A 25542-nucleotide genomic window follows, 5' to 3' on the forward strand; every position below is an offset into this window, starting at 1 on the left:
CCCGGGAGGCCGGCCGGTCCCCGGAACGACGAAAGCCCCGGGCCGGCCGGCCCGGGGCTTTCGCCTTCGTGGTCTGTCAGCGCAGCGTCTGGCAGACCAGCCGTCCGGGCTGGTCGGGCCAAAACAGATACACGACGCTGCGCATGGGGCAAGCGTAGCCGATGTCCGGGCCCGCGGCCCGCACGCACCCCGGATATGGCTCAGCTCACTCCGGATGGCAGGATGGCCGCGTCATGACCAACCCCGAACAGCCCGCGCCGCAGCCGGGCGAACTGCCGCCCGGGCAGTACGTCCCCCGGGGCTGGCCCGTCCTCCACTACGGTCCCGTCCCGAAGTTCCGTCCCAAGGACTGGGATTTCCGGGTCTTCGGCGCCACCGAGTCGGGGGAGCAGCACCGCTGGACCTGGGACGAGTTCGACGCGCTCCCGAAGGCCGCCTCGGTCGCCGACTTCCACTGCGTCACCAAGTTCACCATCCCGGACAACGAGTGGCGGGGCGTCCCCGGCACGGCGATCACCGACCTGGCGCCGCCCGCGCCGGACGTCACGCACGTCATGGTCTGGGCCGAGTACGGCTACAGCGCCAACATCCGGATGAGCGACTTCCTCGCCGACGGGACGGTGTTCGCCACCCACCGCGACGGCGAGCGCCTCACCCCCGACCACGGCTTCCCCGTCCGCATCGTCATCCCGCACCTGTACGCGTGGAAGAGCGTGAAGTGGGTGCGGGGCGTGGAGTACCTGGTGAAGGACCGCCGGGGCTTCTGGGAGGAGCGCGGCTACCACAACGTCGCCGACCCGTGGCGGGAGCAGCGCTACTCATACCAGGAGGACGAGGGCGAGTCGCCCCCGCTGTGATCGGCGGGCCCCGATTGGTCTGCTGGTACGGGCCTTCCGGCGGTTCGAGCGTGTCCCATTCGAGACCTCGGTAAATCGGCAACAGGCGCACCCGCGGCGATGATAGCCATTACCGTAAGTTTCCATGGACCTACCGTCCGTCACAGATGTCGTGGTGTGCGCCGCGGCAGCCGGGGCCAGCGGGGTCTGGGCGCCGCGCCGGTGGTGCCTCCTGCCGCGGCGAGGGCCCGCAGATCCGGCGGAGGCGGCCGCCCTCGCCGCCCTGCACCTGATCGCGCACGCCGCGCCCCCGCTGCGGGCCGGGCTCACCGGCGACGCGGCGCGCAGGGCGGCCCGGCTGCTGCGCTCGCTGCTCGGCGCCGAGGCCGTCGCGATCGTGGCGGCGCGCCCGCCCGACGATCCGGACGGCGCCGATGATCCGGACGGCGCCGGCGACCCGGGCGGCACCGGCGACCCGGGCGACGACGCGCGCGCCGCGCCGCGGCTGCTGGCCTGGGACGGCGCCGGCCGCGGCGCCCACGCGGACGAGGCGGTCGCGCACGCGCTGCCCGTCCTGGCTTCCGGCAGGCCCCGGGTCGTCACGCGGCGGCAGCCGCTCGCCTGCGGCGATCCGCGCTGCGGCGTCCAGGTGGCGATGATCGCGCCCCTCGCCGTCGGGGGCCGCGTCGAGGGCGCGCTGAGCGCGTACTGGCCGAGCCCGTCCACGGCGCGCGTCCGCGCGGTGGGGGAGGCGGCCCGGCTCGTCACCGGCCAGCTCGAACTGGCCGGGCTCGACTCGGTCCGCGTCCGCCTCGCCGAGGCCGAGCTGCGCGCGCTGCGCGCGCAGATCTCGCCGCACTTCGTCTACAACTCGCTGACCACGATCGCCTCGTTCGTCCGCACCGACCCCGAGCGGGCCCGCGGCCTCCTGCTGGACTTCGCCGACTTCGCCCGCTACTCGTTCCGCAACCCGCGCGACTTCACCACGCTCGCCGACGAGCTTCGCTCGATCGACCGCTACCTGCTTCTGGAGCGCGCCAGATTCGGCGAGCGGCTGCAGTGCAACGTCGAGGTCGCGCCCGAGGTGCTGCCGGTCGCCGTCCCGTTCCTCGCGCTCCAGCCGCTCGTCGAGAACGCCGTCCGGCACGGCATGGCCGGGGGCCGCCGCGCGTTCCACATCTCGATCGTGGCCCGCGACTCGGGCGCCGAGGCCGCGATCAGCGTCGAGGACGACGGGATCGGCATGGACCCCGAGCGGCTCGAGGAGATCCTTTCGGCGCCCCTCGGACGGCCCGGGCCCACCGGCTGGGGGAGCGTCGCCACCCACGACCGGCCGGATGGCGGCCCCGGCATAGGCCTCGCGAACGTCGACGCGCGCATGCGCCAGGTCTACGGGGACGAGTACGGCCTCACCGTCGAGACAGCTCTCGGCGCCGGAACCAAGGTCAAATTGCGCGTCCCGAAGTACCGTCCGGGCGTCTTTCCCGACTGAGGCGCGATCCGGGCGACACGCCACTCACTTTTCGGAACCGATTGCGGACAGACGGTAATCGCGGCAAAGTCGCCCTCATGCTTCACGTCCTCGCCGTCGACGATGAACGCCCGGCCCTGGAGGAGCTGACCTACCTGCTCAGGAGGGACCCGCGGATCGGGCGGGTCACCGGGGCCGCGGACGCCTCGGCGGCGCTCCGCGACCTGAGCCGGATGCTCGTCGAGGGCGAGCGCCTCGACGCCGTGTTCCTCGACATCCGCATGCCGGGCCTCGACGGGCTCGACTTCACCCGGCTGCTGACCGGGTTCGCCGCGCCGCCGCACGTGGTGTTCGTCACCGCGCACGACGACTGCGCCGTCACCGCCTACGAGCTGGGCGCCCTCGACTACCTGCTCAAGCCCGTCCGGCCGGAGCGGCTGGCCGAATCCGTCCGGCGCGTGGCGGCGGCCGTCCGCCGGCCGTCCACGCCCGCCGGGGACGCCTCCCCCGACCCCGACGACGAGATGATCCCCGTCGAGCTCGGCGGCCGGACGCGGCTGGTGTCCCGCCGGGCCGTGACCCACGTCGAGGCGCAGGGCGACTACGTGCGGCTGCACACCGCCGACGGCGGCTACCTGGTCCGCATGCCGCTGTCCGCGCTCTCCAAGCGGTGGGAGGGCGCGGGGTTCATCCGGATCCACCGCAGCACCCTCGTCGCGGCCGCGCACATCACCGAGCTGCGCTTCGACGGCGGCCGGGCCGCCGTCCAGATCGGGGACGAGCTGCTGCAGGTCAGCCGCCGCCACACCCGCGAGGTCCGGGACCTGCTCGTCCGCAAGTTCCACCAGCCGGATGACGGCGCCGGTGACCCCGGGGAGGGCCGCGATGACCGATGAACGCCGCGACACGGTGGCGGGCGCGGCGGCCCTCCGCCCCCGCGCGCTGCCGGAGGGCGCGACCCCGGGCACGGCCCAGGGGGCCGAGGCCGCGGCGCCCGCCCCGGCGGATCCCGAACCGCCCGATACCGGCCCGGTCCGGCCCGACCCGCTCGTCCCCGGTCCGCCGATCGGTCCCGCCGAGACCCGCCTCCTCATCCGCGCCCAGCTGCGCACCGCACTCGGCACCGGCGCGTTCGTCATGACCGTGGTGACGGCGCTCCCGGCGCTGATGGCGATCGTCCCGGCGGTGGCGCGGGCCCGCGTGCACGGCGTCCCGCTGCCCTGGCTCGTCCTCGCCTTCGGCATCCAGCCGGTCTGGGTCGCGGCGTCGTTCCGCCAGCTCGGCCGCGCCGAGCGCGCCGAACGCGACCTCACGCGACCGGCGGACCGGCGATGACCGCCGTGGCGGTGGCGGCGGCGCTCCTGGCGCTGCTGCTGGCGACCGCCGCGTTCGGCGCGTGCGACCGCCGCTCCGCCTGCACCGCCTCCGACCTCCTGGTCGCCTCCCGGGGCGTCACCCCCTGGCGGAACGCCTCGGCGATCAGCGGTGAGTACCTCTCCGCCGCCGCGTTCCTCGGCACCGCGGGCCTGGTGCTCGCCTACGGCGCCGACATGTTGTGGCTGCCCGTCGCGGCGACCGCCGGGCACGTCCTGCTCCTGGCGTTCGTCACCGCGCCGCTGCGCCGGTCCGGCGCCTACACCGTCTCCGACTTCGCCGAGTGGAGGCTCGGCTCCCCGGCCGTGCGCCGCATCGTCACCTGCTGCGTCTGCTTCATCGGCTGGTTCTACCTGCTGCCGCAGTTCCAGGGGGCGGGCGTCACCCTGCGCGTGATGACCGGCGCCCCGGTGTGGGCGGGCTGGGCCGTCGTGGTCGCGGTCACCCTGCTGCTCGTCGCCTCCGGGGGGATGTGCAGCATCACCGCCGTCCAGAGCCTCCAGTTCTGGGTGAAACTGGTCGCCATCGCCGTGCCCGCCGCGGCGCTGCTGGCCATGTGGCAGATGGACGGGCGCCCCGATCCCGTCGGCGACGGGCCGGCGCGGTTCGCGCACACCACCCGGGTCCACGTGGCCAGCGAGGTCGCGGTCACCGCGCCCGCCGCCGTCCTCGTCACCGCCCGGGGCCGCGTGGACGGCGTCCGCCACGGCGGCGGGGCGATGACCCTCGCCGCGGGGCGGCACACCATCGGCCCCAGTGCCGAAGTGGTCTTCCCGGCCGGCGCGCCGGTTCCGCACGCCGAACGCCTGCCCGCCCAGAGCGGCGAGACCTGGGCCACCCCCTTCGGCCGCGGGGAGGAACACGGCTTCTACCGCACGTACTCGGCGATCCTGGGCATCCTGCTCGGCACCATGGGGCTGCCCCACATCCTCATGCGCTTCTACACCAACCCGAGCGGAAGCACCGCCCGCCGCACGGCGGCCCTCGTCCCGGCCCTCCTCGCGCTCTTCTACGTCTTCCCCACCATCTACGCGTCCATGGGACGCCTCTACGCGCCCGAACTGCTGATGACCGGCGACACCGACGCGACCGTCCTGCTGCTGCCCCAGCGCATCCCTGGACCGGCCGGCGCGCTGCTCACCGGGCTCATCACCCTCGGCGCCTTCGCCGCGTTCATCTCCACGTCCTGCGGCCTCGTCGTCACCATCGCCGGCACGGTCACCCAGTGCGCCCGCCGCAGCGGCGTCGCCTCCTTCCGCGTCGCCACCGTGTTCGCGCTCGTCGTCCCCCTCGCCCTGCTCCCGAGGATCGGGACCCAGGGCGCCGCCGGACTCGTCGCCCTGGCCCTCTGCGTGTCGGCGTGCTCCCTGTGCCCGCTCCTGCTCCTCGCGATCTGGTGGCGCGGCCTGACCGCCGCGGGCGCCGGCGCCGGCCTGGTCGTCGGCACCGGCCTCGCCGTCATCTCCGGCGTCCTGCACCTGTACGAGGTCCCCCTGACGGGCTGGCCCGCCGCCGCCGTGGCGCAGCCCGCCGCCCTGATCGCCCCCGCCGCGTTCGCCGTCATGGTCGCCGTCTCGCTCCTGACCCGCCGCCGCGTCCCCCGCCGCGCCGACCGGGCCCTGACGAAACTGCACCTACCCGAGGACGTGTTCGTCCGTTGAGCCCCGTTATGAACCGTTCACGACGCCGCCCCGCCCGCCGCGCCACCACCCCGGACCGCTCGTCCCGCCCCAGGGACCGCTCATCCGGCGACTACGCTCCGTACATCTCTGACTACACACCGTTCATCGAGAGGGGCGCCGTCCAGCTGTCCACAGGTGGCGGACCCCCTCTAATGTTCTCAGTGGCACCACACGTCACACCGCCCGAGGAGGGGCGGGCGGCCCCCGGCCGCGAACCCTCCCACAAGAGCAAATCCGGAGATCCGGCGACACACGCCGGATCGTGAGTCGCAGGATCCCGTACCGGGGGGGTGGGATCCCGCGACCTGTGGCTCGGGCGTCGCTGAACAGTCGGGGGGTTGTTCAGCGGCGCCTGAGTCTTTTTTCTTTTGCTTTTTCTCCTCCTTCGGGCCTGGCGGCCCTCCATCGTCGATAAAGCGTGCGATCGCTGGCATCGCTCCGGCTCGCCTTGCGGCTCGCTGCGCGATCAGATTCTCGCTTCGCTTGAATCTGCCTTCGGACGCGATCGCGGTCCCCCGGTTGTTGCAGGGTCGCTGTGGCGGCTGGGGTTGTCGCAGTAGTGGGTGCGGGTCTGCGCGCGGGGCTCGCCTTGCGGGTCGCTGCGCGATTGGATTCTTGCTTCGCTTGCATCTGCCTTTGGGCGCGGTCGCGGGTCCTGGGGTGTTCGACCGCCAGCGTTCGCGGGGCCTTATTGGCTGAGGTGGGCTTGCGTCAGGGGGTATCCCTTAGACGCTTCAGGGTTTTGATGTCTTCGGCGTGGGGGGCGGGGGCTCGGCCTGGGGTTTCGATGATGAAGGGGACGCCCGCTGTGGCGGGGTGGCGGAAGAGGTCGGCGAAGGGGGACTCGCCTATCTGGCCGGCGCCGATGTTCTCGTGGCGGTCCTTGGCCGAGGCGCAGGCGTCCTTCGAGTCGTTGGCGTGGACCAGTTTGAGGCGGCCCTCGCCCACCGCGGCGACCAGGGCGTCGAGGGTGTCCTTGGCGCCGCCCGGGGCCGCCAGGTCGTGGCCGGCGGCGAAGGCGTGGCAGGTGTCGAAGCAGACGCCGAGCTTCGGGTGGTGGTCGAGGCGCTCGAAGAACGGGGCCAGGTCCTGGACCTTGGCGCAGAGCATGTTGTTCTGGCCCGCCATGGGTTCCAGAAGCAGGTCAGGGCCGTCCTCGGGGATCTCGTCGAGGAGCGGGAGGACGTGCTCGCGGACCTGGGCCATGGCCTCGTCGTAGGTCCGGGTGACGGCGGAGCCGGTGTGGACGACGACGCCGCGGGCGCCGATGGCGCGGCCCCGGGTCAGGGAGTGGCGGACCGCCGCCAGCGACTTCTCGAGCGTCTCCGGGGTGGGGGAGCCGAGATTGACCAGGTACGGAGCGTGGACGTAGACGGGGACGCCCTCGTCCCGGAGCTTGGCGTCCTCGGCGGGCCTGCCCTCCGGCAGGGCCCAGCCGCGGGGGTTGGAGACGAAGACCTGGACCGCCTCGGCGCCGATCTCGGCGGCGTACTTCAGGCCGCCGGTGGCGAGGCCGCCGGCCACGGGGACATGGGCCCCGACGGGGCTGATGGGTGAGGTCATGGCGTGTTCAGACTAGCCGGTCAGGGACCCCGGACGATCGTGATGGTCGAGCCCCGCGGGGCCTCGCCGCTGCTGGGCGACTGGAAGCGGACGACGTTGCCGCCGAAGCCCGTCACGTTGACCTCGAAGCCGGAGTCCTCCAGCGCCTTCTTGGCCTCGTTGACGCGGCGGCCGGTCAGGTCCGGGACCGGGACGTTCTGGTTGCCGTCGCCGTCGTCGCAGCCGAACTGGAAGGGGCCCGCGTCGACGATGCAGTCGCGCTTGTTGACGACGATGGTGACCTTGTCGCCGCGGGAGACGCCGGTGCCCTCGGACGGGTCCTGGCTGATCACCGTGTCGGGGTCCTTGCCGTTCACCTGCTTCTTCTCGACGGTGACGTCCAGGCCCATGGAGCGCAGCTGGTTGGCGGCGGCGTCGCCGTTCTGGCCGAGGAGGCCGGGCATCGACATGCCCGTGGAGACGACGATGGAGACGGGCACGTCGGGGGAGTGCTTCTCGCCGGCGTCCGGGTCGGTGCTGATGACGTCTCCCTTGGAGACGGTCTGCGAGGGGCTGCTGCTCGTCCGGCCGACGGTGAAGCCCTTGTCCTCCAGGGTCTTCTTGGCGTCGGCGAGGGACTTGCCCCCGACGTCGGGCACCTCGCGGGGCGTGATGCCCCGGGACGGCGTGAGGGTGACCGTCTGGCCCTTGGAGACGCGCGCCCCGGCGGGCGGGTCGGACTTGGCGACGCCGCCCTTGTGGACGCGGTCGCTGTAGACCGCCTTGGCGGTGCGCACGTCCAGCCCGTCGGACTCCAGTTGGTCGCGGGCGTCGGCGACCTTCATCCCGATGATCGAGGACGGGACGTGCTCGTACTGGCCGGACGTCTGGTACCACACGGCCCAGCCGAGGATGACCGCCGCGACCAGGCCGATGGCGATCAGCACGTAGCGGCCGGTCAGCGCGCCGAGGGCCCGGTCGGTCCTGGTGGGGCGGGCGGCGATCTCGGGCGCCAGGGTCTCGGCGTCCATGACGGCGGTGCGGCCGTGGGCGGGCGGGGCCTCCAGGACGCTCGTCGCGTTGCGGGACGACTCCTCGACGCGGCGGTCGAAGTCGCGGGGCAGGCCGCCGAACACCTCGGCGACCTCGGCCAGGTACTGGTTCGCGTCCTGCGGGCGGCGCACCGGGTCGTGGCTCGTGGCGTCGGTGACCAGGGCGTCCACCCGCGGGGGGATGCCGGGGACGACGCTGGAGGGCGGCGGCACCGTCTCGTTCACGTGCTTGTAGGCAACGGCGAGGGGCGTGTCGCCCTGGTGCGGCAGCCGCCCGGTGATCAGCTCGAACAGCATGATCCCGGCGGCGTAGACGTCGGAGCGGAAGTCGGCGTTGCCGGACAGCACCTGCTCGGGCGCCAGGTAGCCGACCGTGCCGATGATCATGCCGGTCTTGGTCATCTTGCTGGCGGTCTCGGCCCGCGCGAGGCCGAAGTCGGCGACCTTGACCTGGCCGTCCTCGGTGATCAGCACGTTCTCGGGTTTGACGTCGCGGTGCACGAGCCCGGCCCGGTGCGCGGCGCCGAGGGCGGCCAGCACCGGCTGCATGATCTCCAGGGCGGCGCGGGGGCCGAACCGGCCGAGCGAGTTCAGCGCGTCGCGCAGGGTGCGGCCGGCGACGTACTCCATCACCAGGAAGACGTGCTCGCCGTCGGTGCGCTGGTCGTAGACGGCGACGACGTTGGGGTGCGACAGCGCCGCGGCGGCCTTGGCCTCGCCGATGAAGCGGGCGACGAAGTCCTCGTCCGAGGCGAGCCCGGCGTGCATCACCTTGATCGCGATGATGCGGTCGAGCCTCAGGTCGCGCGCGAGGTAGACCGTGGCCATGCCGCCGCGCGCGATGCGGGACTCAATGCGGTACCGCCCGTCGAGCACCCGCCCGACGAGTGGATCTGCAACCGTCGCGTCCATCGGTGCGAGTTTACGGGCGAATCCGCGTGGTTCTCATCCGTCCCGAGTATGAGCATCGATGAGCCCGGAGGGTGACGCCTCCGGGGCGCCCGGTTCGGGAGTGACCGGCGGGACGCGGCGTCGCAGCGACCGCGTGCTGCGGGAGACGGCCACGCCGGCGAGGCACAGCAGCCCGCCGCCGAGGGTGACCAGGCCGGGGACCTCGTCCAGGAACAACCACGACATCAGCACCACCAGGGCGGGCGCCGCGTAGGTGGTGGCGCCCATCTTCCCGGCGGTCGTGCGGGCGAGGGCGTACCCCCAGGTCGTGAAGGCGACCGCGGTCGGGAAGATGCCCAGGTAGACCATGTTGAGGGTGGCGCCCGCGGGGGCGTGCGCGGCCTGCGAGACGAGCTGCCCGGAGAAGGGCAGGCAGGCGACCGTGCCGATCGCGCAGGCGAACGTGGTGAACTGGAGCGCCGACGCGTGCCTCAGCGCGGGCTTCTGGGCGACGACGCCCGCCGCGTAGGTGACGGCGGCGGCCAGGCAGAGCAGCACCCCGCCGACGGACGAGCGGCCGTCGCCGGACATCGACAGCCCGACGACGGCGGCGCCGGTGAACGACACCGCCATGCCGAGCAGCAGCCGGGACGACAGGCCCTCCTTCAGCAGCCAGCCGCCGAGGAGCGCGATGAGGATCGGCCCGATGTTGACGACGAGGGCGGCGGTGCCCGCGTCCACCAGCTGCTCGCCCCAGTTCAGGACGACCATGTAGGCGCCGAACCACAGCAGGCCGGCGGTGGCGATGCCGGGCCAGGCGGCCTTGGGCGGCAGGCCCTCGCGCCGGATGAGCCAGAGCGCCCCCAGCACGACCGTCCCGGACAGGAGGCGGCCGAGGGCGAGGGCGCCGGGGCTGTACTCGGCGCCCGCGCTGCGGATGGCGACGAAGGCCGAGGCCCAGAACACCACCGTGACCGTCGCCGCCGCCACCGCGAGCTTGTTCGCCCGCGCACCGCTTTCCTGATGCATGTCACGAACCTTAGGGAGGGGACGCTTCCATCGACACCGAAGCGATGTGTGCGGTTGCGCCCCGGTATGCCCAGTCTGGTGCCGCGCGACTTTTCAGGTCCAGCGAAAATCTCTACAGCTGTGGCTTTAGCGTTGCTACGAGGTCGCGAGCCCGTCGAACGGGGAGGACGCCTGGGCGTACCGGCGCTTGGGGATGCGCCCGGCGAGCCGCGCGAGCCGCCCGCCCTCGACCGCGTGCCGCATCGCGGCGGCCATCCGCGCCGGTGACTGCGCGCGGGTGACGGCGGTCGCGAGGAGCACGGCGTCGCAGCCGAGCTCCATGGCGAGGGCCGCGTCGGACGCCGTGCCGAGCCCCGCGTCCAGGATCACCGGGACGGTCGCGCGCTCGACGATCAGCTCGATGTTGTGCGGGTTGCGGATGCCGAGCCCCGAACCGATCGGCGAGCCGAGCGGCATCACGGCCGCGCAGCCGATCCGCTCCAGCCGGTGCGCCAGGACCGGGTCGTCGCTGGTGTAGGGCAGGACGACGAAGCCGTCGTCGACGAGCTGCTCGGCGGCCTCGACCAGCTCGATCGGGTCGGGCAGCAGCGTGCGCTCGTCGGCGATCACCTCCAGCTTGACCCAGTTCGTCCCGAGTGCCTCCCGGGCGAGCTTGGCGGTCAGGACGGCCTCGCCCGCGGTGAAGCAGCCGGCGGTGTTCGGCAGCACCCGGATGCCGCACTCGGTCAGCACGTCCAGCACCGAGCCGCGCGCGGACGGGTCCACCCTGCGCATCGCGACCGTGGTGAGCGCCGTCCCGGACGCGGTCAGCGCCTCGCGCAGCACCGCCATGCTCGGCGCCCCGCCCGTTCCCATGATCAGCCGCGAGCCCAGCTCCTCGCCCGCGATGACCAGCCCGTCGGTGTCGCTCATCCTCATCCTCCCTGGACCGCGGTCAGCACCTCGACGCGGTCGGCGTCCCGCAGGCGCGTGGCCTCCCACTCCGCGCGCCGGACGACCTCGTCGTTCAGCGCCGCCGCCACGCCCGTCGCGGCCGCGGTGACGGACGCGACGACCTCGGCCACGCTCGCGCCGTCGGGCAGCTCCCGCGGCTCACCGTTGACGATCACCTTCATGCGCTCACCTCGGGGGAGAAGCGGTCGGGGGCGAACGGCCCGGCGACCTCGGGGACGGGCCCGTCCAGCAGCATCGCGGACAGGATGTCGGCGCTCACCGGCGTGAGCAGGACGCCGTTGCGGAAGTGCCCGGTGCCCACCAGCAGCCCGGGCAGCGCGGTCGGGCCCATCACGGGCGCGTTGTCGGGCGAGCCGGGCCGCAGTCCGGCGGTGACCTCGGCGAACTCCAGCTCGGTGATGCCGGGCAGCAGCTCGCGGGCGTCGCGCAGCAGCTCCCACAGCCCGCCGGCGGTGACCCGGGTGTCGAAGCCCAGCTCCTCCTGCGTGGCGCCGAGGACGATCTCCCCGTCGGCGCGCGGCACCAGGTACACCGACGATCCCCGGACGAGGCCGCGGGCCGGCCGCCGCAGGAACGGCGTGCGGGTGCGCAGCCGGATCACCTGGCCCTTGACCGGGCGGACGGGTGGAACGGTCCCGGGAGGCAGGCCGCCGAGGTCGCCCGACCACGGTCCGGCGGCCAGCAGCACCCGGTCCGCGCGGATCACGGTGCCGTCGTCCAGGCCCACGCCGGCGGCGGCGTCGTTCTCGACGACGATCCGCTCGGCCCGCCGCCGGACGAGCCGGACCCCCAGCCGCTCGCCCGCCGCCAGCAGCGCCGGGGCGAGCCTGCGGGGGTCGACCGAGCCGTCCTCGGGGGCGAGCAGGCCGCCGCGCACGCCGGGCGCGAGCATCGGCTCCAGCCGCCGGCACTCGCGGCCGGTGAGCGCCTCGACGGGGATGCCCAGGCTCTCCTGGAAGCGGCGCAGGTCGTCCAGGTGCCGCAGGTCGTCGGAGTCGAACGCGACCTCGATGATCCCGTCGGTGCGGTAGCCGGTCTCCAGGCCGGTCAGCTCCTCCAGCTCGGCGACGAACGCGCCGTACCGGTCGCGGGAGGCGAGGCCGAGCCGCAGCAGCGGCTCCTCGCCGTAGGTCAGCTCGCTGACCGGGGTGAGCATGCCCGCCGCCACGGAGGAGGCCCCGGACGCGGGCGCGGGATCGACGAGGGTGACGGCGGCGCCGCCGGCGGCGGTGCGCCAGGCGGTGGCGAGGCCGATCACCCCGGCGCCGATGATGACGATCTGCATGCGCGCTCCCTTCGCCGGCATGATCCGGATCAGGTCGTGGCGGTCGGCGGCCCGTTCAGCCGCCCTCTCAGCCCGGTCGCACCGGACTCCCGCGCTCTGTGCTGTTCTGCCCCCACCTTACGACCTCGGCGAACCGGGCAACTGCCTGGACACCTGTCCATCCCCGGATCGGCCCCCGTTAGGGTGACCTTCATGGACAGGGTCATCGTCGTGGGTGGAGGGCTGGCCGGCGTGCGCGCCGTGGAAGCCCTGCGGAGCAAGGGGTACGAGGGCGCGCTGACCCTCGTGTCGGCGGAGCGGCACCGGCCCTACGACCGGCCGCCGCTGTCGAAGGCCGTCCTCGCGGGCGAGTCCGACGACACGACCGTCGACGCCGACTGGGACGCGCTGCGCTGCGAGCTCCTGCTCGGCGAGCGCGCCACGGGCCTGCGGCTGGACGAGCCCGGACGCGGCGGAACGGTGGAGTCCACGGCGGGAGACCTGCCCTTCGACGGGCTCGTGATCGCGACCGGCGCCGCCCCGGTCACGCTGCCCGGGGAGGGGCGCCAGCACGTGCTGCGCACGATCGACGAGGCCCGCGACCTGCGCGCCCGGCTCACCGCGGGCGCCCGCGTCGTGATCGTCGGGGCGGGCTGGATCGGCGCCGAGGTCGCCACCGCCGCGGCCCGCCGGGGCTGCGCGGTCACCGTCGTGGAGGCGGCCGACACCCCGCTGGCGGGCGCGATCGGGCCCGAGGTCGGCGCGCTCACCGCCCCCTGGTACGCCGAGGCCGGCGTCGAGCTGCGGACCGGGGTCAAGGTCGCGGAGGTGCGCGACGGCGGCCTCGTCCTCGCCGGGGGCGGCCACGTCGACGCCGACGAGGTGGTCGTCGGCGTCGGGGTGCGGCCCGTCCTGTCGTGGCTGGAGGGCTCCGGGCTGCTGCTGGAGCGCGGGGTCGTCACCGACGGCTCGTTCCGGACCTACATGGGCGAGGAGGCACCGGCCGCCCTGCGCCCGGACGTCGTGGCGGTCGGCGACTGCGCCGCCTGGTGGTCGCACCGCTACGGGCGGCGGCTCCTCGTCGAGCACTGGGACACCGCCCTGAACGCCCCCGAGGTCGCCGCCGCCGCCCTCCTCGGCCGGGACGCCGTGTACGACGCCGCCCCGTACTTCTGGTCGGAGCAGTTCGGGCGCATGGTCCAGTACGCGGGCGACCACTCGGCGTCCGAGCGGCTCGTGCGCAGGGGCGACCCGTCCGATCCCAGGTGGGCGGTGGTGTGGCTCACCGGCGACCGCCTCGACGCGATCCTCACCGTCGGCCGCCCCCGCGACCTGGTGCAGGCGAGGCGCGTGATCGCCGCCGGGACGTCGGTGGACCCGGAGGCGATCGCCGACCCGGACGTGCCCGTGCGGCAGGCTGTTCGCGCAGAGCGATCAGAGAGGACGTAACGGCTGCGCAGCGGGTTTGAGTCTTCCGAAGGCGTGGTAGCAAGGGGGCGTGACGCAGATGCACGCAACCGTTGACAGCGCACTGGACCCCCGCACCGACGCCCTGGCCGGCGAGTGGCTCACCCTCCGGGAGACCGCCGACAGACTCGGGATCAAGCCCAACCGGATCAAGCAGCTCATCCACGAGCACCGCATCCTCGCGGTGCGCCGGGGCGGGGAGCCGATGGTGCCCGCGGCCTTCATCAAGGACGGCCAGGTCATCAAGGGCCTGCCCGGCACGCTGACCCTCCTGTCGGACGCCGGCTTCGACGACGCCGAGACCATCCGGTGGCTGTTCACGGCCGACGACACGCTGCCGGGAACGCCCGTGGACGCGCTCACCGAGAACCGGGGGACCGAGGTCCGCCGGCGCGCCCAGGCGCTCGCCTTCTAGGCCGCCGCAGGCGGCGTGAGACGCACGTGACACGATCGCGGGGTCGCGCGCGGCGGGTCGACCGCGCGCGCGACTCCGTGGTCATCTGTGGAAAGGACGTTCCCCGGCCGTGTCCAGGCACCTCCCCACCGAGCGCGCCGTCGCGCTGCGCGCCCGGCTGAGCCGCGCCCGCCTCTACCTCTGCACGGACGCGCGGGAGCGCCAGGGCGACCTGCCGGCCTTCCTCGACGCCGTGCTGGCCGGCGGGGTCGACGTCGTCCAGCTCCGTCAGAAGGGCCTGGAGGCCCGGCAGGAGACCGCCTACCTGGAGGTGTTCCGGGCTGCGTGCGAACGGCACGGGGCGCTGCTGGCCGTCAACGACCGGGCCGACATCGCGCACGCGGTCGGCGCGGACGTGCTGCACCTCGGGCAGGACGACCTGCCGGTGCCCGCCGCCCGCGAGATCGTCGGCGGCGACATGCTGATCGGCCGGTCGACGCACTCCGGCGAGCAGGCGTCGGCGGCGGCCGCCGAGCCCGGCGCCGACTACTTCTGCGCGGGCCCGGTATGGCCCACGCCGACCAAGCCCGGCCGCCACGCCCCCGGCCCGAAGCTGCTGGAGTACGTCGCGTCGCAGCGCGTCGCACGGCCGTGGTTCGCGATCGGCGGCATCGACCTCGGCAACCTGGACGAGGTCCTCGCCGCGGGCGCGGAGCGCGTCGTGGTGGTCCGGGCGATCACCGAGGCCGACGACCCGGGCGCCGCCGCGGCGCTGTTCGCGCGCCGCCTGGCCGCCCGGCCGCTCGGCGCGGTTTGACACGGATCACGGTGCGGGCCGCCGCTCCATCGCCGACAATGGGGATCATGAGCGTGGGACCCGACGACGACCGCGTGGTCGACCTCGACGACGACCTTGCCGTCCTGCCCGACCAGACGTCCGACGACACCGATGCCGGGTGGGGCGAGTGGCGCACCGGCGACGACGACGCGCGCCTGCTGGAGGACCGCCCGCCGCACTGGTGAGCGGCGGTCCGGATCAGGTGAGGACGCCGAGGAGGAACCCGGCGGCCACGACGCCGCCGAGCGCGACCATCATCCGCCACCGGTAGCGCGGGATCCGCGTCGGGCGCGGCTTCGGCGCCGGGGCCTGGCCCTCGCGCAGCGCCCGGACGATCTGCGACGCGGTCGGGCGCGCGGCGGGGTTCTTGTCCAGGCAGCGGGCCGCGAGCTCGCGCAGCGGGCCCTGCATGTCGCCGAGGTCGGGCTTGCGGGACGTCACGCGCCGCATGACGGCCGCGCTCGGCCCGGTGCCGAACGGCGGGCGCCCCGTCGCGGCGAACACCATCGCGGCCCCCCACGCGAACACGTCGGCGGGCGGCCCGACCGGCTCGTCCTCGATCTGCTCGGGAGCCATGTAGGCGGGCGTCCCGACCGGGCCGGTGGTCAGCGGGGCCGCGTCGGCGGCGCGGGCGATGCCGAAGTCGATGACCTTGGCGCCGTCCGGGCCGAGCAGCACGTTGCCGGGCTTGAAGTCGCGGTGCACGATGCCGGCGCGGTGGATCGCCGCGAGCGCGGCGGCGGTCCGCAGCGCGAGCTTGCGGAGCCGCGGCGGGGACAGCGGGCCGCGATCGGCGACGACGTGCTGGAGCGAGGGCCCCTCGACGAACTCGCTGACGATGTAGGGGCGGTCGCCGGTCATGTCGGCGTCCAGGACGCGCGCGGTGTGCCGCCCGGCCACCCGCAGGGCCGCGTCCGCCTCCTTGGCGAAGCGGCTGCGCGCCCGCTGCCCGGCCGCCACGCCGCCGCGCAGCAGCTTGACGGTGACGAGTTCGCCGTCGCCGTCCCGGCCGAGGTAGACGACGCCCTGGCCGCCCTCGCCGAGCCGTCCGACCAGCGTGTAGCCGCCGAGGCCGCGCGGGTCGTCGGGGCCCAGCGGGGCGCCGGAGCGGTGGTGCGCGGGCCGGGCCGGGACGCGTCCCGGCCCGGGGTGCGCCTTGGCCGGGCGGTCGGCGTGCGCGCCGTGGGGCTGGCCGGCGTGGGGCTGGCCGGCGCGGGCGGCGCGGCCGGGGCGGTTCGAAGAGGAACGCGGGGGATGGGGATCCGTCCTCCCGCGGGAGGTGTCGTGCGGCACAGGGGGACTCCGACTCGGCGGGGGCGGACGAAGATCTCCCCCTTTGTACCCTGTAATCGGGACGTGCGGCAGTTGAACCGGGATGTTCGCGGTCAGCGGCACGTCCCGAGCGCCGCGGAGCCGGCGATCCGCCGGGACGACTCGCCGACCATGATCTTGTAGCAGCCGGCGGCGACCTTCCACGCTCCCGCCTTCTCGTTCCAGTAGGCGAGCGAGCGCGGCGACAGCGGGAACGTCACCTTCGCGCTGCGCCCGGGAGCGAGGGCGACCTTGGCGTAGCCCTTGAGCTGCCTGGGCGGCTGCGGGACCTCCGCGCCTGGCGAGGGCATGCCGATGTACAGCTGCGGCACGGCGACACCGGCGCGGCGCCCGGTGTTGGTGACGGTCACCTGCACGGACTTGGCGGTCGCGACCAGTCCGCCGTAGGCGAACGTGGTGTAGGACAGTCCGTGCCCGAACGGGAAACGGGGCGCGATGCCCCTCGCGTCGTAATGCCGGTAGCCGACCATGACGCCTTCGGAGAAGGTGGCGCTCCCGCCGAGGCCGGGGTACTGCGCCGGGTTCGCGGACGCGGGCGCGTCGTGCTCGTCGACGGGGAACGTCACCGGAAGGCGTCCGCCGGGATCCACGTCCCCGTACAGGACGCGCGCCAGGGCGTCCCCCGCCTCCTGGCCCGGGTACCAGGCTTCGAGGATGCCCTTCACCTGCCCGGCCCAGGGCGTCAGCACGGGGCCGCCCGTGTTCAGCACGACGACCGTGTTGGGGTTGGCCTTGGCGACCTCGGAGATAAGCCCGTCCTGGTCGCCTCTGAGCGGCTCACCGCAGCGCAGCGTCAGGCACGACTTGTCGAAGAACTCGCCCTGGCTGTCGGTCGCGAACACGATGGCGAGTTCGGCGGAGCGGGCCGCGGCGGCGGCGCCCCCGCGGTCGTCGCCGTCGTGGTAGGTCACCTCGGTCCCGGAACCCGCGCGGCGGGTGATGCCGTCCCGCGCGCTCACGGTCGCGAACGGGACGACCTTCGCCGAGCCGAAGCCGCTCGGGCTCTGCCGGGCGGCCCGCCCGATCAGCGCGATCGACCTCGGGGCCCGGAGCGGGAGGACGCCGTCGTTCTTCAGCAGCGTGATCCCGCCCTCCTCGATGACCCGGGCGGCGTCGCGGCTCGCCGTCCGGTCGGCGCGGCTGAGGTCGTTGGGGTAGGCCTGCCGGTCGAACACCCCGAACCTGAACATCGTCCGCAGGATGTTGCGCACGTGCGCGTCGACGGTGTGCTGCGTGACCTTCTTCTGGGCGAGGGCCAGCTTCAGCAGGAACGCGTTGTACTTCATGCCGAAGGGCAGTTCCATGTCCAGCCCGCCATTGGCGGCGCCGGCGGCGTCCTGCGCGGCGGTGTGGTCGGACGGGACGAACCCTGTGAACCCCCACTCCGACCGCAGTATCCCGTTGAGGACGGCGTCGTCCTGGCAGGCCCATCGGCCGTTCAGCTTGCCGAACCCGCACATCACCGTCGCGGCGCCCGCGTCCTTCACCGCGGCCTCGAACGGCGGCAGGTAGATCTCGCGGAGCGTGCGCGGGTCGACGTTCATGCCGAGCGACAGCCGGTCGGTCTCCTGGGTGTAGACGGCCATGTGCTTGACCGAGGTCATCACGCCCTGTGCCTGGGCGCCCTGGATCCACGGCACGCCGAGGGTCGCCGACAGGTAGGGGTCCTCGCCGAAGCCCTCGAACGTCCGGCCGTTGCGGGGCGTGCGCAGGACGTCCACGGTCGGGCCGAAGACCAGGTCGTTCCCCCGGTGCCTGGCCTCCCACGCGACCGTCCCGCCGTACAGCCGGGCCGCCTTCGGGTCGAAGGTGGCCGCGAGCGCGATCGGCGCGGGCAGCGCCGTCGCCCTGCCCTGCCGGACGCCGGCCGGGCCGTCGGCCATGCGGACCGGCGGGACGCCGAGCCGCTCGATGCCGCCGGCGGTGTCGGCGTGCGCGTTCTCGGAGAAGCCGCCGAGCGGCCCGCCGAACGGATCGTCCGACGCGAGCATCGAGATCTTCTCGTCGCCCGTCATGGTCCGCAGCAGCAGTGCCGCGCGCCGGTCGGGCGCCAGCGCGGCGTCGCACCAGGGCCGCCGGGCGGGGTCCCCGCAGCGCCCGGCGGCCGCCCGCGCCTCCCCGGGCGCGGACGCGGCCGTCAGCACCGCCGTCAGCGCCAGCGCGGAGGCGACCGCGAGCGCCCCCGCCGGCCCGCGTCCCGGCCTCATCCGCCCGCCCCTTCCGCGCGGGGGCCGCGATCCCCGTCCCGGGCGTCGTCCTCGTTCTGGACCCGCAGGGCGTTCAGGGTGAAGGCGACCATGTGGTAGTGGCCGATCAGCATCACCAGCTCGATGAGCTCGCGCTCCCCGAACCGCGTGGCCAGCTCCGTCCACGCGGCGTCGCTGATCGTGCCGCGCTCGTGCAGCTCGTCCGCGGCGGCCAGCACCATGCGGTCGTCGTCGCTCCAGCCGTGCCCGTCCGGGTCCTCGCGGAGCGCGGCGATCTCGTCCTCGGTGAGCCCCGCGTCCAGCGCGACCCGGCGATGGTGGTCCCACTCGTACGCGCAGGACCGGTGGTGCGCCGTGCGCAGGATGGCCAGCTCGCGGTCGCGGGCGCCCAGCGTCCCGTTCATCAGCAGCATCGAGCCGAACCCGATCCACGACCGGAACAGCTCCGGGTGCCGGGCGAGCGTGGTGATGACGTTCAAGGGCCCGATCGTGTCGGTCACGGCCCGGACGACGTCGTCCCACTCCTCCTCCGGGAGCGGGTCGAAGCGCGGGACGCGGTCTCCTGGGGTGGCGGCGCACATGGCGATATTTCTGCCACCGATCAGTGGGAAAGTTCTAGTGCGCCGGGGAAACGTGGCCGGATCGTGTCACGGGGGACACGAAGTCCTGGCGGGTCAGGTGCTGCGCGTGGTGGCCGCCACCGCGAGCTCCGCCAGCGCCTCCCGGGCGCCTTCGGTGATCGGGGCCGTCTCCAGAGCCTTCTCCGCCTCGCGCAGGTAGCGCTCGATCATGGCCTCGCACGCGGCGAGGCCCCCGGTCTCCTCGATGACCGCGCGCAGCTCGTCCACGCCGGGACGGTCCAGCGCCGGGTCGCCGAGCCGGCGCTCCAGCGCCGCGGCCTGGGCCGCGGAGGCGCGTTCCAAGGCGAGCGCGACCAGGACGGTCCGCTTGCCCTCGCGCAGGTCGTCGCCCGCGGGCTTGCCGGTCTCGGCCGGGTCGCCGAACACGCCGAGCACGTCGTCGCGGAGCTGGAAGGCGATGCCGAGCGGCAGGCCGTAGCCGGTGAGCGCGGACGCCACGTCCGGGCGGGCCCCGGCCAGGGCCGCGCCGAGGTGCAGCGGGCGCTCGATCGTGTACTTGGCGCTCTTGTACTCCACCACGCGCAGCGCCGTCGCGACGTTCGCCTGGCGGCGCGCCCCCTCCAGCATGTCGAGGTACTGCCCGCACATGACCTCGGTGCGCATCAGGTCGTAGACCGCCCGGCCGCGCGACCGGCTCGCGCCGTCCAGCCCGGAGGTCTCGAACATCTCGCCCGACCAGGCCAGGCACAGGTCCCCGAGCAGGATGGCGGCCCCGCCGCCGAAGGCCCCGGCGTCGCCCGGCCACCCCTGCGCGCGGTGCAGCGCCTCGAACCGCCGGTGGGCGGACGGCTGGCCGCGCCGGGTGTCGCTGGAGTCCATCACGTCGTCGTGGATCAGAGCGCTCGCCTGGAGCAGCTCCAGGGACGCGGCGGCGGCCACGATGCCGGGCCCGTCCTCGCCGCCCGCCGCGCGCCACCCCCAGTAGCAGAAGGCGGGACGCAGCCGCTTGCCGCCGCCGAGCAGGGCGTCCAGGGCCGACAGCAGCGGTGCGAGGTCCTCGCTGATGGCGCGCAGCGCGGGGCGCCGGCGGTCGACGAAGGCCAGCAGCGCCTCGTCGACCTCCTTGCGGATCCGGGTGGTCGACATGCCGAGATCGTATCCACCTGGGTGCTTTCCACCCTCCATCACAGGCGTGAGATGTCGTTAGATCTACGGAAATGCGGACATAAGGCCCGTGGGGTGTGGCGAGCATCACGCGGATCGGCGGCCCCGTGCGGGGCGATCCGCGCTCCCGCGTTCCGGCTGCTCCGGTCCGCGCAGGGGCGCTTCTGTAGGCTTGGGGGATGCGACCCGTACGCCCCCACAGGCCCCCGACCGTCCGAGAACTGCTCGCTTCGGGCGAGCGCTCGTTCTCGTTCGAGTTCTTCCCGCCCAAGACCGAAAAGGGCGCGCGGAACCTGTGGCGTACGATCCGCGAGCTGGAGTCCCTGCACCCGACGTTCGTGTCGGTCACCTACGGCGCGGGCGGGGGAACCCGCGACACGACCGTCGACATCGTCGAGCGCATCGCCACCGACACCACCCTCACGCCGGTCGCGCACTTCACCGCCGTCAACCACTCCCAGGCCGAGCTGCGCAACCTGATCGGCCGGTTCGCCGCCGCCGGCGTCCGCAACGTCCTGGCCCTGCGCGGCGACCCGCCCGGCGACCCGATGGGGGAGTGGGTCAAGCACCCGGACGGCGTCGAGTACGCCGGCGAGCTGGTCCGGATGATCCGCTCCTACGGCGACTTCTGCGTCGGCGTGGCCGCGTTCCCCTACAAGCACCCGCGCTCGCGCGACATCGAGAGCGACACCCGCCACTTCGTGGACAAGTGCCGGGCCGGCGCCGACTACGCGATCACCCAGATGTTCTTCCGCGCCGAGGACTACTTCCGCCTGCGCGACCGCGTCGAGGCCGCCGGCTGCGACGTGCCGATCCTGCCCGGCATCATGCCGGTCACCCAGCTCAGCACGATCGAGCGGTCCGAGCAGCTGTCGGGCGCGCCGTTCCCGCCCGAGGTCAGGGCCCGCTTCGAGGCCGTCGCGGGCGACCCGGAGGCCGTCCGCCGGCTCGGCATCGAGCACGCCGCCGAGCTGTGCGGCGAGCTGCTCGAGCAGGACGCGCCGGGGATCCACTTCATCACGTTCAACAAGTCGACGGCGACGCGCGAGGTCTACTCGCTGCTGGACGGCGCCGGGTACGGCGCGAGGGGCAGCCGCCCGCCCATCACCGCGTAGCGGGGCCCGCCGCCCGGGAACTCGAAGTCGGTCAGCAGGTCGACCAGGCCGACCGAACGGTAGAGGGTGCGCGCCGGGGTGTCCGGTGTCCTGTCGAGCGTCGACAGCACGACCGTCCGCTCCGGACGCCCGTCGCACAGCGCGTTGAGCAGCGACCGGCCGAGGCCCCTGCTCTGCGCCTGCGGATGGACGTGCAGTTCGGCGACCTCGAAGGCGTCGTCCAGCCACGAGTCGGCGTGGTCGGGCCCCTCGCGGTCGGACAGCGCCTGGTAGACGACGTCGTGCCACCACTGGCCGCGCGCCCCGTGGAATCCGTAGGCGAACCCCTGGACGGGCGCAGGCATGACGGGCAGCGCTCCGCGCCGCTCGACCACGAACGCGCGGAACCCCGGATACGAGGAATGCCGCTCCATGATGGTGTGCCGGCCTGGCAGCTGCTCGTTCGGCGGTTCCATCGCGGCCGCGTACACGTCCAGCATGGGGCTCAGCCTGCGTAGGAAGGCGCGTTCGTCGATCTCGCGCAGCTTCGGGTCCCTCACCCGACAGAGACTAGACCCGCGTGATGGTCCGCTGGGTCGCGGAGAGCCGATCGTAGAGGTCCCAGAGGATCCGGTCGGCGGCCTTGCGCAGCCTTCCGCGGCCGGCGTCGAGCTGCCCGCCCCACTGGCGCGCCTCCGGGCCGAGCCACGCGTCCGTCCCGCCGAGGGTCTTCACGGGCCCGTCCAGCGCCTGGCGGAGCCGGTCGATGCTGCCGTAGGCGTCCGCGTAGGCCTGGTAGAGCTGCTGGTACTCCGGATTGGGCTGCTCGGCGGGCGACAGCCGGGCCGACGCGGCGCCGCTGATCGGCGGGGGCAGGCTGCCGGGAGGCGGTGGAGCGGCCATGGCGACCTCTTAGGCGGTGGCGGTGGACGGGTGCAGGTCGAGCCTGGCGATGGCCTCGCGCGTGCGGCCGCTCATGTCGGCGCCCAGGAGCACCTGGACGGCGACGGGACGGACACCGGCGCGGTCGGCCTCCGCCAGGAAGGCGCGCAGCCATTTCACGTCCATCGTCAGGTGGTGGCTGGACGTGCCGAGGGACTGCCGCACGGCCGCCAGCCTCGCCTCGTCCCCCTGGGCGGCCTCCAGCAGACCGGCGGCGGCCGCCGGGCCGAGGCGCTCGTACAGCTTCTCGGTGTAGTCGGGGTCGCCGGCGTTGGCCTTCAGGTGCCTCCACACGGTGTCCGGGACGGGACGGCCGTGCTGGACGGACGCGGACACGGCCAGTGCGTCGGCCCTGGCGGCCCGCGCGGCGGCCGGCCGGTCGGGGAAGTTCCCGATGTCGCCGGCGCCGTGCGGGGTCGGCTGCGGTGTGGCCTTCGCGGGCGAGGGCCGGTGCGGGGGCGCCTTCACCGGGTGCGGCGTCCCTGCCGGGCCGCCGCCGGTCGTCCGCGGCGCCGGAGCCGGGGTGGGCGCCGGCGGCATGTCGATGCCTCCGCCGGGGGAGGGATGGGTGACCGCGAAGTTGTACCGGCGCGTCAGCATCCCGAGCTGCTCGGCGGCCCACCGCGCCACCTCGTCGGCCTGCCGGTACCCGGCCGCTGAGACGCCGGGCGGCGGGCGATGGCCGTTCAGCCACCCCTGGATCGCGTTCTGCGCGTCCTGGAGCTGCCTGATGACCTGGTTGAGCGCGGGCGGGTCGATCCCCCGGAACTCCGGGTCGCGTGCCGCCGGACCCGTCCGCATCTGCGTCGCCATCACCCCTCCGGTGCTCGACCCGCGCCGTTTCCCGACTCCCCAGAATCACACCGGTGTCACTGGCTGTCGAGGGCCTTGCGCACCGATTCGGCATCGCGCGCCACGACGGCGCTCCCGTCGGCCACGACGATCGGACGCTGGATCAGCACCGGGTTCGCCACCATGACCTCGATCCAGCGGGCCCGGTCGCGTTCGAGGTCCTTGAGCCCGAGCTCCTTGGCGACCGGCTCGTTCAGCCGCGCCACGTCCCACGGCTCGGCGCCGATGCGGGTGAGGACCTCGTCCAGCTCCCGCGCCGTGGGCGGCTCGTCCAGGTAGCGGCGCTCGGTGTACTCCACGCCCGCCTCGTCCAGCGCGGTCTTGGCGGCGCGGCTCTTCGAGCAGCGCGGGTTGTGCCAGAGCTCCATCACTCCACCCCTCTCATTGCCCCGTCCGCCGTCACTCGACCTCGGCGGGGGTTCCGCCGGTGATCCTCAGCAGCTCGCCGTACGACGTGGGGAAGACGGTGTGCGGGTGCCCGCCCGCCGCCCACACTTTGTCGTACCTGTCCAGCCAGACGTCCACCAGCGTGCGGATCGGCTCCGGATGGCCGACCGGCGCGACGCCCCCGATGGGCTGGCCGGTCGCCTCCCGGACGAACTCCGGCGACGCCCGCCGCACCTTGGCCGCGCCCACCAGCGCCGCGACCTTCACCGTGTCCACGCGGTGCGCGCCGCTGGTCATCACCAGCAGCGGGGACCCGTCGGCGTCGAACACCAGGCTGTTGGCGATCGCGCCGACCTCGCAGCCGAGCTGCTCGGCCGCGGCCTGCGCCGTCCTCGCGGAGTCGGGCAGTTCGACGATCGCTCCCGACGCGCCCAGGTCGAGCAGAGCCTTCGCGACGATTTCGGCATTCGGATGCATGGGTAGAACTTTAAGGTCAGCGCATGCGAGGGAGAGCGATCGACGTGCGGAAGAGCGCGGTTCTGCTGATCGCGGCCGTCGTCCTGACGGGCTGCAACGACATCGACACGGCGGCTCCGGCCCCATCGAGGGGGACGCCGAAGGCGACACCGTCCAAGGCGCCGGCGACACCCGCGCCGAGCCCCACGCACCGCAAGCTGAAACCGGGTGCCAAGGGGCCCGACGTGCAGGCGCTCCAGCGCCGCCTCAAGGCACTGCACTACGACCCCGGAAAGGCGGACGGGAAGTACGGGCCGTCCACGCAGACGGCCGTGTGGGCGTTCCAGGCGGTGAACCGTCTCAAGCAGAAGAGCACCCTCTCCGCGTCGTTCTGGAAGGCCCTGGACGCTCCCAAGGAGCCTCGGCCGGTGGCCAAGAAGCGCGAGAACAACCGCGTCGACGTGGATCTGAAGCGCCAGTACCTCGTCCTCTACAAGAACGGCACCCCGCGGCTCATCACCCACGTGTCGTCCGGCTCGGGGGAGTACTACTGCGCCAAGGACCGGGGCGCCACCGTCGCGCGCTGCCGCTACGCCACGACCGGCACGGGCGACTTCCGGACCGGACGCCGCGCCTCCGGCTGGGAGACCTCGCCCCTGGGGCAGCTCTACAACCCCATCTACTTCAACGGCGGCATCGCCTTCCACGGCGCCCTGGACGTCCCCATGCAGCCCGCCTCGCACGGCTGCGTCCGCATGCCGATGCATATCGCCGAGTACTTCCCTGACCTCGTCGGCACGGGCGTCCCCGTCCATGTCAGGCGGCCTCGCTAGCCCTCCTCGCGGGAGCCGCGTCCGGGTCGCCGTCAAGCCCGCTGACCTGCGGGATACGACACGTGTTCGAACACGTTGACGAATCGCCGTCAGGGCGGTTTACTGTGAAGCGCATCGAACTTATGTTCGATGTGGTGCGGGACTCGCGGCCCGCGCCAGGGCGACGTCCCCGCCGATCGCGGTGTTTCGGCGGGACGGACGGCCGGGCGGAGAGAGGGGAAGCTCTCCGCCCGGCCGGCCCGAGCCCCGGAAGGAGGCAGACATGTCCGGAACGATGACCGCACGCGGAGTCCACTCCGCAGCCCAGTCCGTCCCGTCCCCCAGTCCTCGCCCACGCCACCGCCCGATGCCCGCGCCGCGTCCGGCGCACACGGCCGTCGGGCAGTTGCACGCCGCCCGCATGGGCCTCGCCGAGGCGGCCGAGGCCACCTCGCCGGCCGTCCGCTACGTGTGCGCCCACCTGGCGGCGCTGCGCGCGGCCGCCGCCGTCCTGGCGTCCAAGGAGCCTCTGGAGACCCACCGCCGCGGCCGCCCGCGCAGCGTCTGGGTGCTGCTGCCCGAGGCCGAGCCCGCGCTGCGGGAGTGGGCCGCCTTCTTCGCCGCCGGCGCCGACAAGCGCGCCGCCGCCGAGGCGGGCCTGCCGCGCGCCGTCACCCCGCGCGACGCGGAGGAGCTCCTGCACGACGCCGAGGTCTTCGTCACCCTCGTCGAGGACACCCTCGGCGTCGACGGGCAGCCCACGCTGCCCGTCCCCGAAGCAGGCTGAGCCACCCCGGAGGCCGTCCCCCTCCCCGGGGCGGCCCCCCGGAGGCGGGGGGCGCCGCCCCGCCATGGGAGGCGGCGTCCCCCCTCCGGCGGCCGGACGTGCCTCCGGTGGCCCGAGCGATCGCGCCGGCGGGG

The 25542-nt window shown here is 73.9% G+C and carries 27 protein-coding genes and 1 riboswitch; of the genes, 12 read left to right on the forward strand and 15 right to left on the reverse strand.

The genetic code is table 11. The annotated features are described in order from the left end of the window. Positions 1 to 233 precede the first annotated feature (233 nt). The 5 genes from BKA00_RS03060 to BKA00_RS03080 all read left to right on the forward strand — a co-directional run bounded on the left by BKA00_RS03060 (position 234) and on the right by BKA00_RS03080 (position 5342). The gene (locus tag BKA00_RS03060) at positions 234 to 857 is read left to right on the forward strand and encodes a sulfite oxidase-like oxidoreductase (RefSeq protein WP_185023473.1); all 624 of its coding nucleotides are present in this window, start codon (positions 234 to 236) and stop codon (positions 855 to 857) included. Positions 858 to 981: 124 nt separating this feature from the next. Then, positions 982 to 2328 carry a sensor histidine kinase gene (locus tag BKA00_RS03065; RefSeq protein ID WP_185023474.1) on the forward strand — a complete coding sequence of 449 codons (1347 nt, stop codon included), beginning with the start codon at positions 982 to 984 and terminating at the stop codon, positions 2326 to 2328. A gap of 77 nt (positions 2329 to 2405) precedes the next feature. Continuing rightward, positions 2406 to 3203: a LytR/AlgR family response regulator transcription factor gene (locus BKA00_RS03070; RefSeq protein ID WP_185023475.1), complete on the forward strand. Its 798-nt coding sequence runs from the start codon at positions 2406 to 2408 to the stop codon at positions 3201 to 3203. Further along, positions 3193 to 3642: a hypothetical protein gene (locus BKA00_RS03075; protein ID WP_185023476.1), complete on the forward strand. Its 450-nt coding sequence runs from the start codon at positions 3193 to 3195 to the stop codon at positions 3640 to 3642. Before BKA00_RS03070 ends, BKA00_RS03075 begins: the two co-directional genes overlap by 11 nt. After that, the gene (locus BKA00_RS03080) at positions 3639 to 5342 is read left to right on the forward strand and encodes a sodium:solute symporter family transporter (protein WP_185023477.1); all 1704 of its coding nucleotides are present in this window, start codon (positions 3639 to 3641) and stop codon (positions 5340 to 5342) included. The genes BKA00_RS03075 and BKA00_RS03080 overlap by 4 nt, the downstream gene beginning before the upstream one ends. A 732-nt stretch (positions 5343 to 6074) precedes the next feature. Here BKA00_RS03080 and BKA00_RS03085 read toward each other — a convergent pair. The 6 genes from BKA00_RS03085 to thiO all read right to left on the reverse strand — a co-directional run bounded on the left by BKA00_RS03085 (position 6075) and on the right by thiO (position 12116). After that, the gene (locus tag BKA00_RS03085; protein WP_185023478.1) at positions 6075 to 6926 is read right to left on the reverse strand and encodes a deoxyribonuclease IV; all 852 of its coding nucleotides are present in this window, start codon (positions 6924 to 6926) and stop codon (positions 6075 to 6077) included. A gap of 20 nt (positions 6927 to 6946) precedes the next feature. Then, entirely contained in the window at positions 6947 to 8869 is a 1923-nt protein-coding gene (gene pknB / locus BKA00_RS03090; RefSeq protein ID WP_185023479.1) for a Stk1 family PASTA domain-containing Ser/Thr kinase, read from the reverse strand. 33 nt (positions 8870 to 8902) lie between these two features. Further along, on the reverse strand, positions 8903 to 9877 hold the full coding sequence (locus BKA00_RS03095) for a DMT family transporter (RefSeq protein ID WP_185023480.1): 975 nt from the start codon (positions 9875 to 9877) through the stop codon (positions 8903 to 8905). Positions 9878 to 10012: 135 nt separating this feature from the next. Beyond that, positions 10013 to 10789 (reverse strand): thiazole synthase, encoded by a 777-nt coding sequence (locus tag BKA00_RS03100; RefSeq protein ID WP_185023481.1) that lies wholly within the window; start codon positions 10787 to 10789, stop codon positions 10013 to 10015. A gap of 2 nt (positions 10790 to 10791) precedes the next feature. Then, positions 10792 to 10992: a sulfur carrier protein ThiS gene (gene thiS, locus BKA00_RS03105; RefSeq protein WP_185023482.1), complete on the reverse strand. Its 201-nt coding sequence runs from the start codon at positions 10990 to 10992 to the stop codon at positions 10792 to 10794. Continuing rightward, on the reverse strand, positions 10989 to 12116 hold the full coding sequence (thiO, locus tag BKA00_RS03110) for a glycine oxidase ThiO (protein ID WP_185023483.1): 1128 nt from the start codon (positions 12114 to 12116) through the stop codon (positions 10989 to 10991). The genes thiS and thiO overlap by 4 nt, the downstream gene beginning before the upstream one ends. Continuing rightward, positions 12106 to 12219, reverse strand: a riboswitch (TPP riboswitch). Its footprint overlaps the gene before it by 11 nt. Positions 12220 to 12308: 89 nt before the next feature. On the opposite strand from thiO, the gene BKA00_RS03115 reads away from it, so the two are divergent. The 4 genes from BKA00_RS03115 (at position 12309) to BKA00_RS03130 (ending at position 14979) form a co-directional block, all read left to right on the forward strand. After that, positions 12309 to 13544 carry an NAD(P)/FAD-dependent oxidoreductase gene (locus tag BKA00_RS03115; RefSeq protein WP_185023484.1) on the forward strand — a complete coding sequence of 412 codons (1236 nt, stop codon included), beginning with the start codon at positions 12309 to 12311 and terminating at the stop codon, positions 13542 to 13544. 58 nt (positions 13545 to 13602) lie between these two features. Continuing rightward, entirely contained in the window at positions 13603 to 13977 is a 375-nt protein-coding gene (locus BKA00_RS03120) for a helix-turn-helix domain-containing protein (protein WP_185023485.1), read from the forward strand. A 109-nt stretch (positions 13978 to 14086) separates the two neighbouring features. After that, the gene (thiE, locus tag BKA00_RS03125; protein WP_185023486.1) at positions 14087 to 14773 is read left to right on the forward strand and encodes a thiamine phosphate synthase; all 687 of its coding nucleotides are present in this window, start codon (positions 14087 to 14089) and stop codon (positions 14771 to 14773) included. Between the two features lie 47 nt (positions 14774 to 14820). Then, positions 14821 to 14979 (forward strand): hypothetical protein, encoded by a 159-nt coding sequence (locus tag BKA00_RS03130; RefSeq protein ID WP_185023487.1) that lies wholly within the window; start codon positions 14821 to 14823, stop codon positions 14977 to 14979. Between the two features lie 13 nt (positions 14980 to 14992). Here BKA00_RS03130 and BKA00_RS03135 read toward each other — a convergent pair whose 3' ends face one another. The 4 genes from BKA00_RS03135 to BKA00_RS03150 form a co-directional block, all read right to left on the reverse strand. Further along, positions 14993 to 16087, reverse strand: a complete 1095-nt coding sequence (locus tag BKA00_RS03135; RefSeq protein WP_230298490.1) for a serine/threonine-protein kinase — start codon at positions 16085 to 16087, stop codon at positions 14993 to 14995. A gap of 92 nt (positions 16088 to 16179) precedes the next feature. After that, positions 16180 to 18333: a beta-glucosidase family protein gene (locus tag BKA00_RS03140; protein WP_185023488.1), complete on the reverse strand. Its 2154-nt coding sequence runs from the start codon at positions 18331 to 18333 to the stop codon at positions 16180 to 16182. Further along, the gene (locus tag BKA00_RS03145) at positions 18330 to 18914 is read right to left on the reverse strand and encodes a carboxymuconolactone decarboxylase family protein (RefSeq protein WP_185023489.1); all 585 of its coding nucleotides are present in this window, start codon (positions 18912 to 18914) and stop codon (positions 18330 to 18332) included. Before BKA00_RS03145 ends, BKA00_RS03140 begins: the two co-directional genes overlap by 4 nt. A 93-nt stretch (positions 18915 to 19007) precedes the next feature. Further along, on the reverse strand, positions 19008 to 20060 hold the full coding sequence (locus BKA00_RS03150) for a polyprenyl synthetase family protein (protein WP_185023490.1): 1053 nt from the start codon (positions 20058 to 20060) through the stop codon (positions 19008 to 19010). A 197-nt stretch (positions 20061 to 20257) separates the two neighbouring features. Between BKA00_RS03150 and metF the strand changes: the two genes are divergently transcribed. Further along, entirely contained in the window at positions 20258 to 21193 is a 936-nt protein-coding gene (gene metF / locus BKA00_RS03155; RefSeq protein WP_185023491.1) for a methylenetetrahydrofolate reductase [NAD(P)H], read from the forward strand. On the opposite strand, the gene BKA00_RS03160 is transcribed toward metF, so the two are convergent. Genes BKA00_RS03160 through BKA00_RS03180 form a run of 5 tightly spaced genes read right to left on the reverse strand, consistent with a single transcriptional unit; the run spans position 21130 to position 23830 of the window. Continuing rightward, on the reverse strand, positions 21130 to 21732 hold the full coding sequence (locus BKA00_RS03160; protein WP_185023492.1) for a GNAT family protein: 603 nt from the start codon (positions 21730 to 21732) through the stop codon (positions 21130 to 21132). The genes metF and BKA00_RS03160 overlap by 64 nt on opposite strands. A 10-nt stretch (positions 21733 to 21742) precedes the next feature. Then, on the reverse strand, positions 21743 to 22075 hold the full coding sequence (locus BKA00_RS03165) for a hypothetical protein (protein ID WP_185023493.1): 333 nt from the start codon (positions 22073 to 22075) through the stop codon (positions 21743 to 21745). Positions 22076 to 22084: 9 nt separating this feature from the next. Further along, entirely contained in the window at positions 22085 to 22927 is an 843-nt protein-coding gene (locus BKA00_RS03170; RefSeq protein ID WP_185023494.1) for a hypothetical protein, read from the reverse strand. A 56-nt stretch (positions 22928 to 22983) separates the two neighbouring features. Next, positions 22984 to 23334: an arsenate reductase family protein gene (locus BKA00_RS03175; RefSeq protein ID WP_185023495.1), complete on the reverse strand. Its 351-nt coding sequence runs from the start codon at positions 23332 to 23334 to the stop codon at positions 22984 to 22986. 31 nt (positions 23335 to 23365) lie between these two features. After that, positions 23366 to 23830, reverse strand: coding sequence for a YbaK/EbsC family protein (locus BKA00_RS03180; protein WP_185023496.1), 465 nt, complete (start codon positions 23828 to 23830; stop codon positions 23366 to 23368). Between the two features lie 23 nt (positions 23831 to 23853). On the opposite strand from BKA00_RS03180, the gene BKA00_RS03185 reads away from it, so the two are divergent. Both BKA00_RS03185 and BKA00_RS03190 read left to right on the forward strand, forming a co-directional pair. Further along, entirely contained in the window at positions 23854 to 24642 is a 789-nt protein-coding gene (locus BKA00_RS03185) for a L,D-transpeptidase family protein (protein WP_185023497.1), read from the forward strand. Positions 24643 to 24904: 262 nt separating this feature from the next. After that, positions 24905 to 25408, forward strand: a complete 504-nt coding sequence (locus BKA00_RS03190) for an SAV_6107 family HEPN domain-containing protein (RefSeq protein ID WP_089312401.1) — start codon at positions 24905 to 24907, stop codon at positions 25406 to 25408. Positions 25409 to 25542: the final 134 nt, after the last annotated feature.

Origin of the sequence: Actinomadura coerulea (genome assembly GCF_014208105.1) — a bacterium.
GTDB classification, from domain to species: Bacteria; Actinomycetota; Actinomycetes; order Streptosporangiales; family Streptosporangiaceae; genus Spirillospora; species Spirillospora coerulea.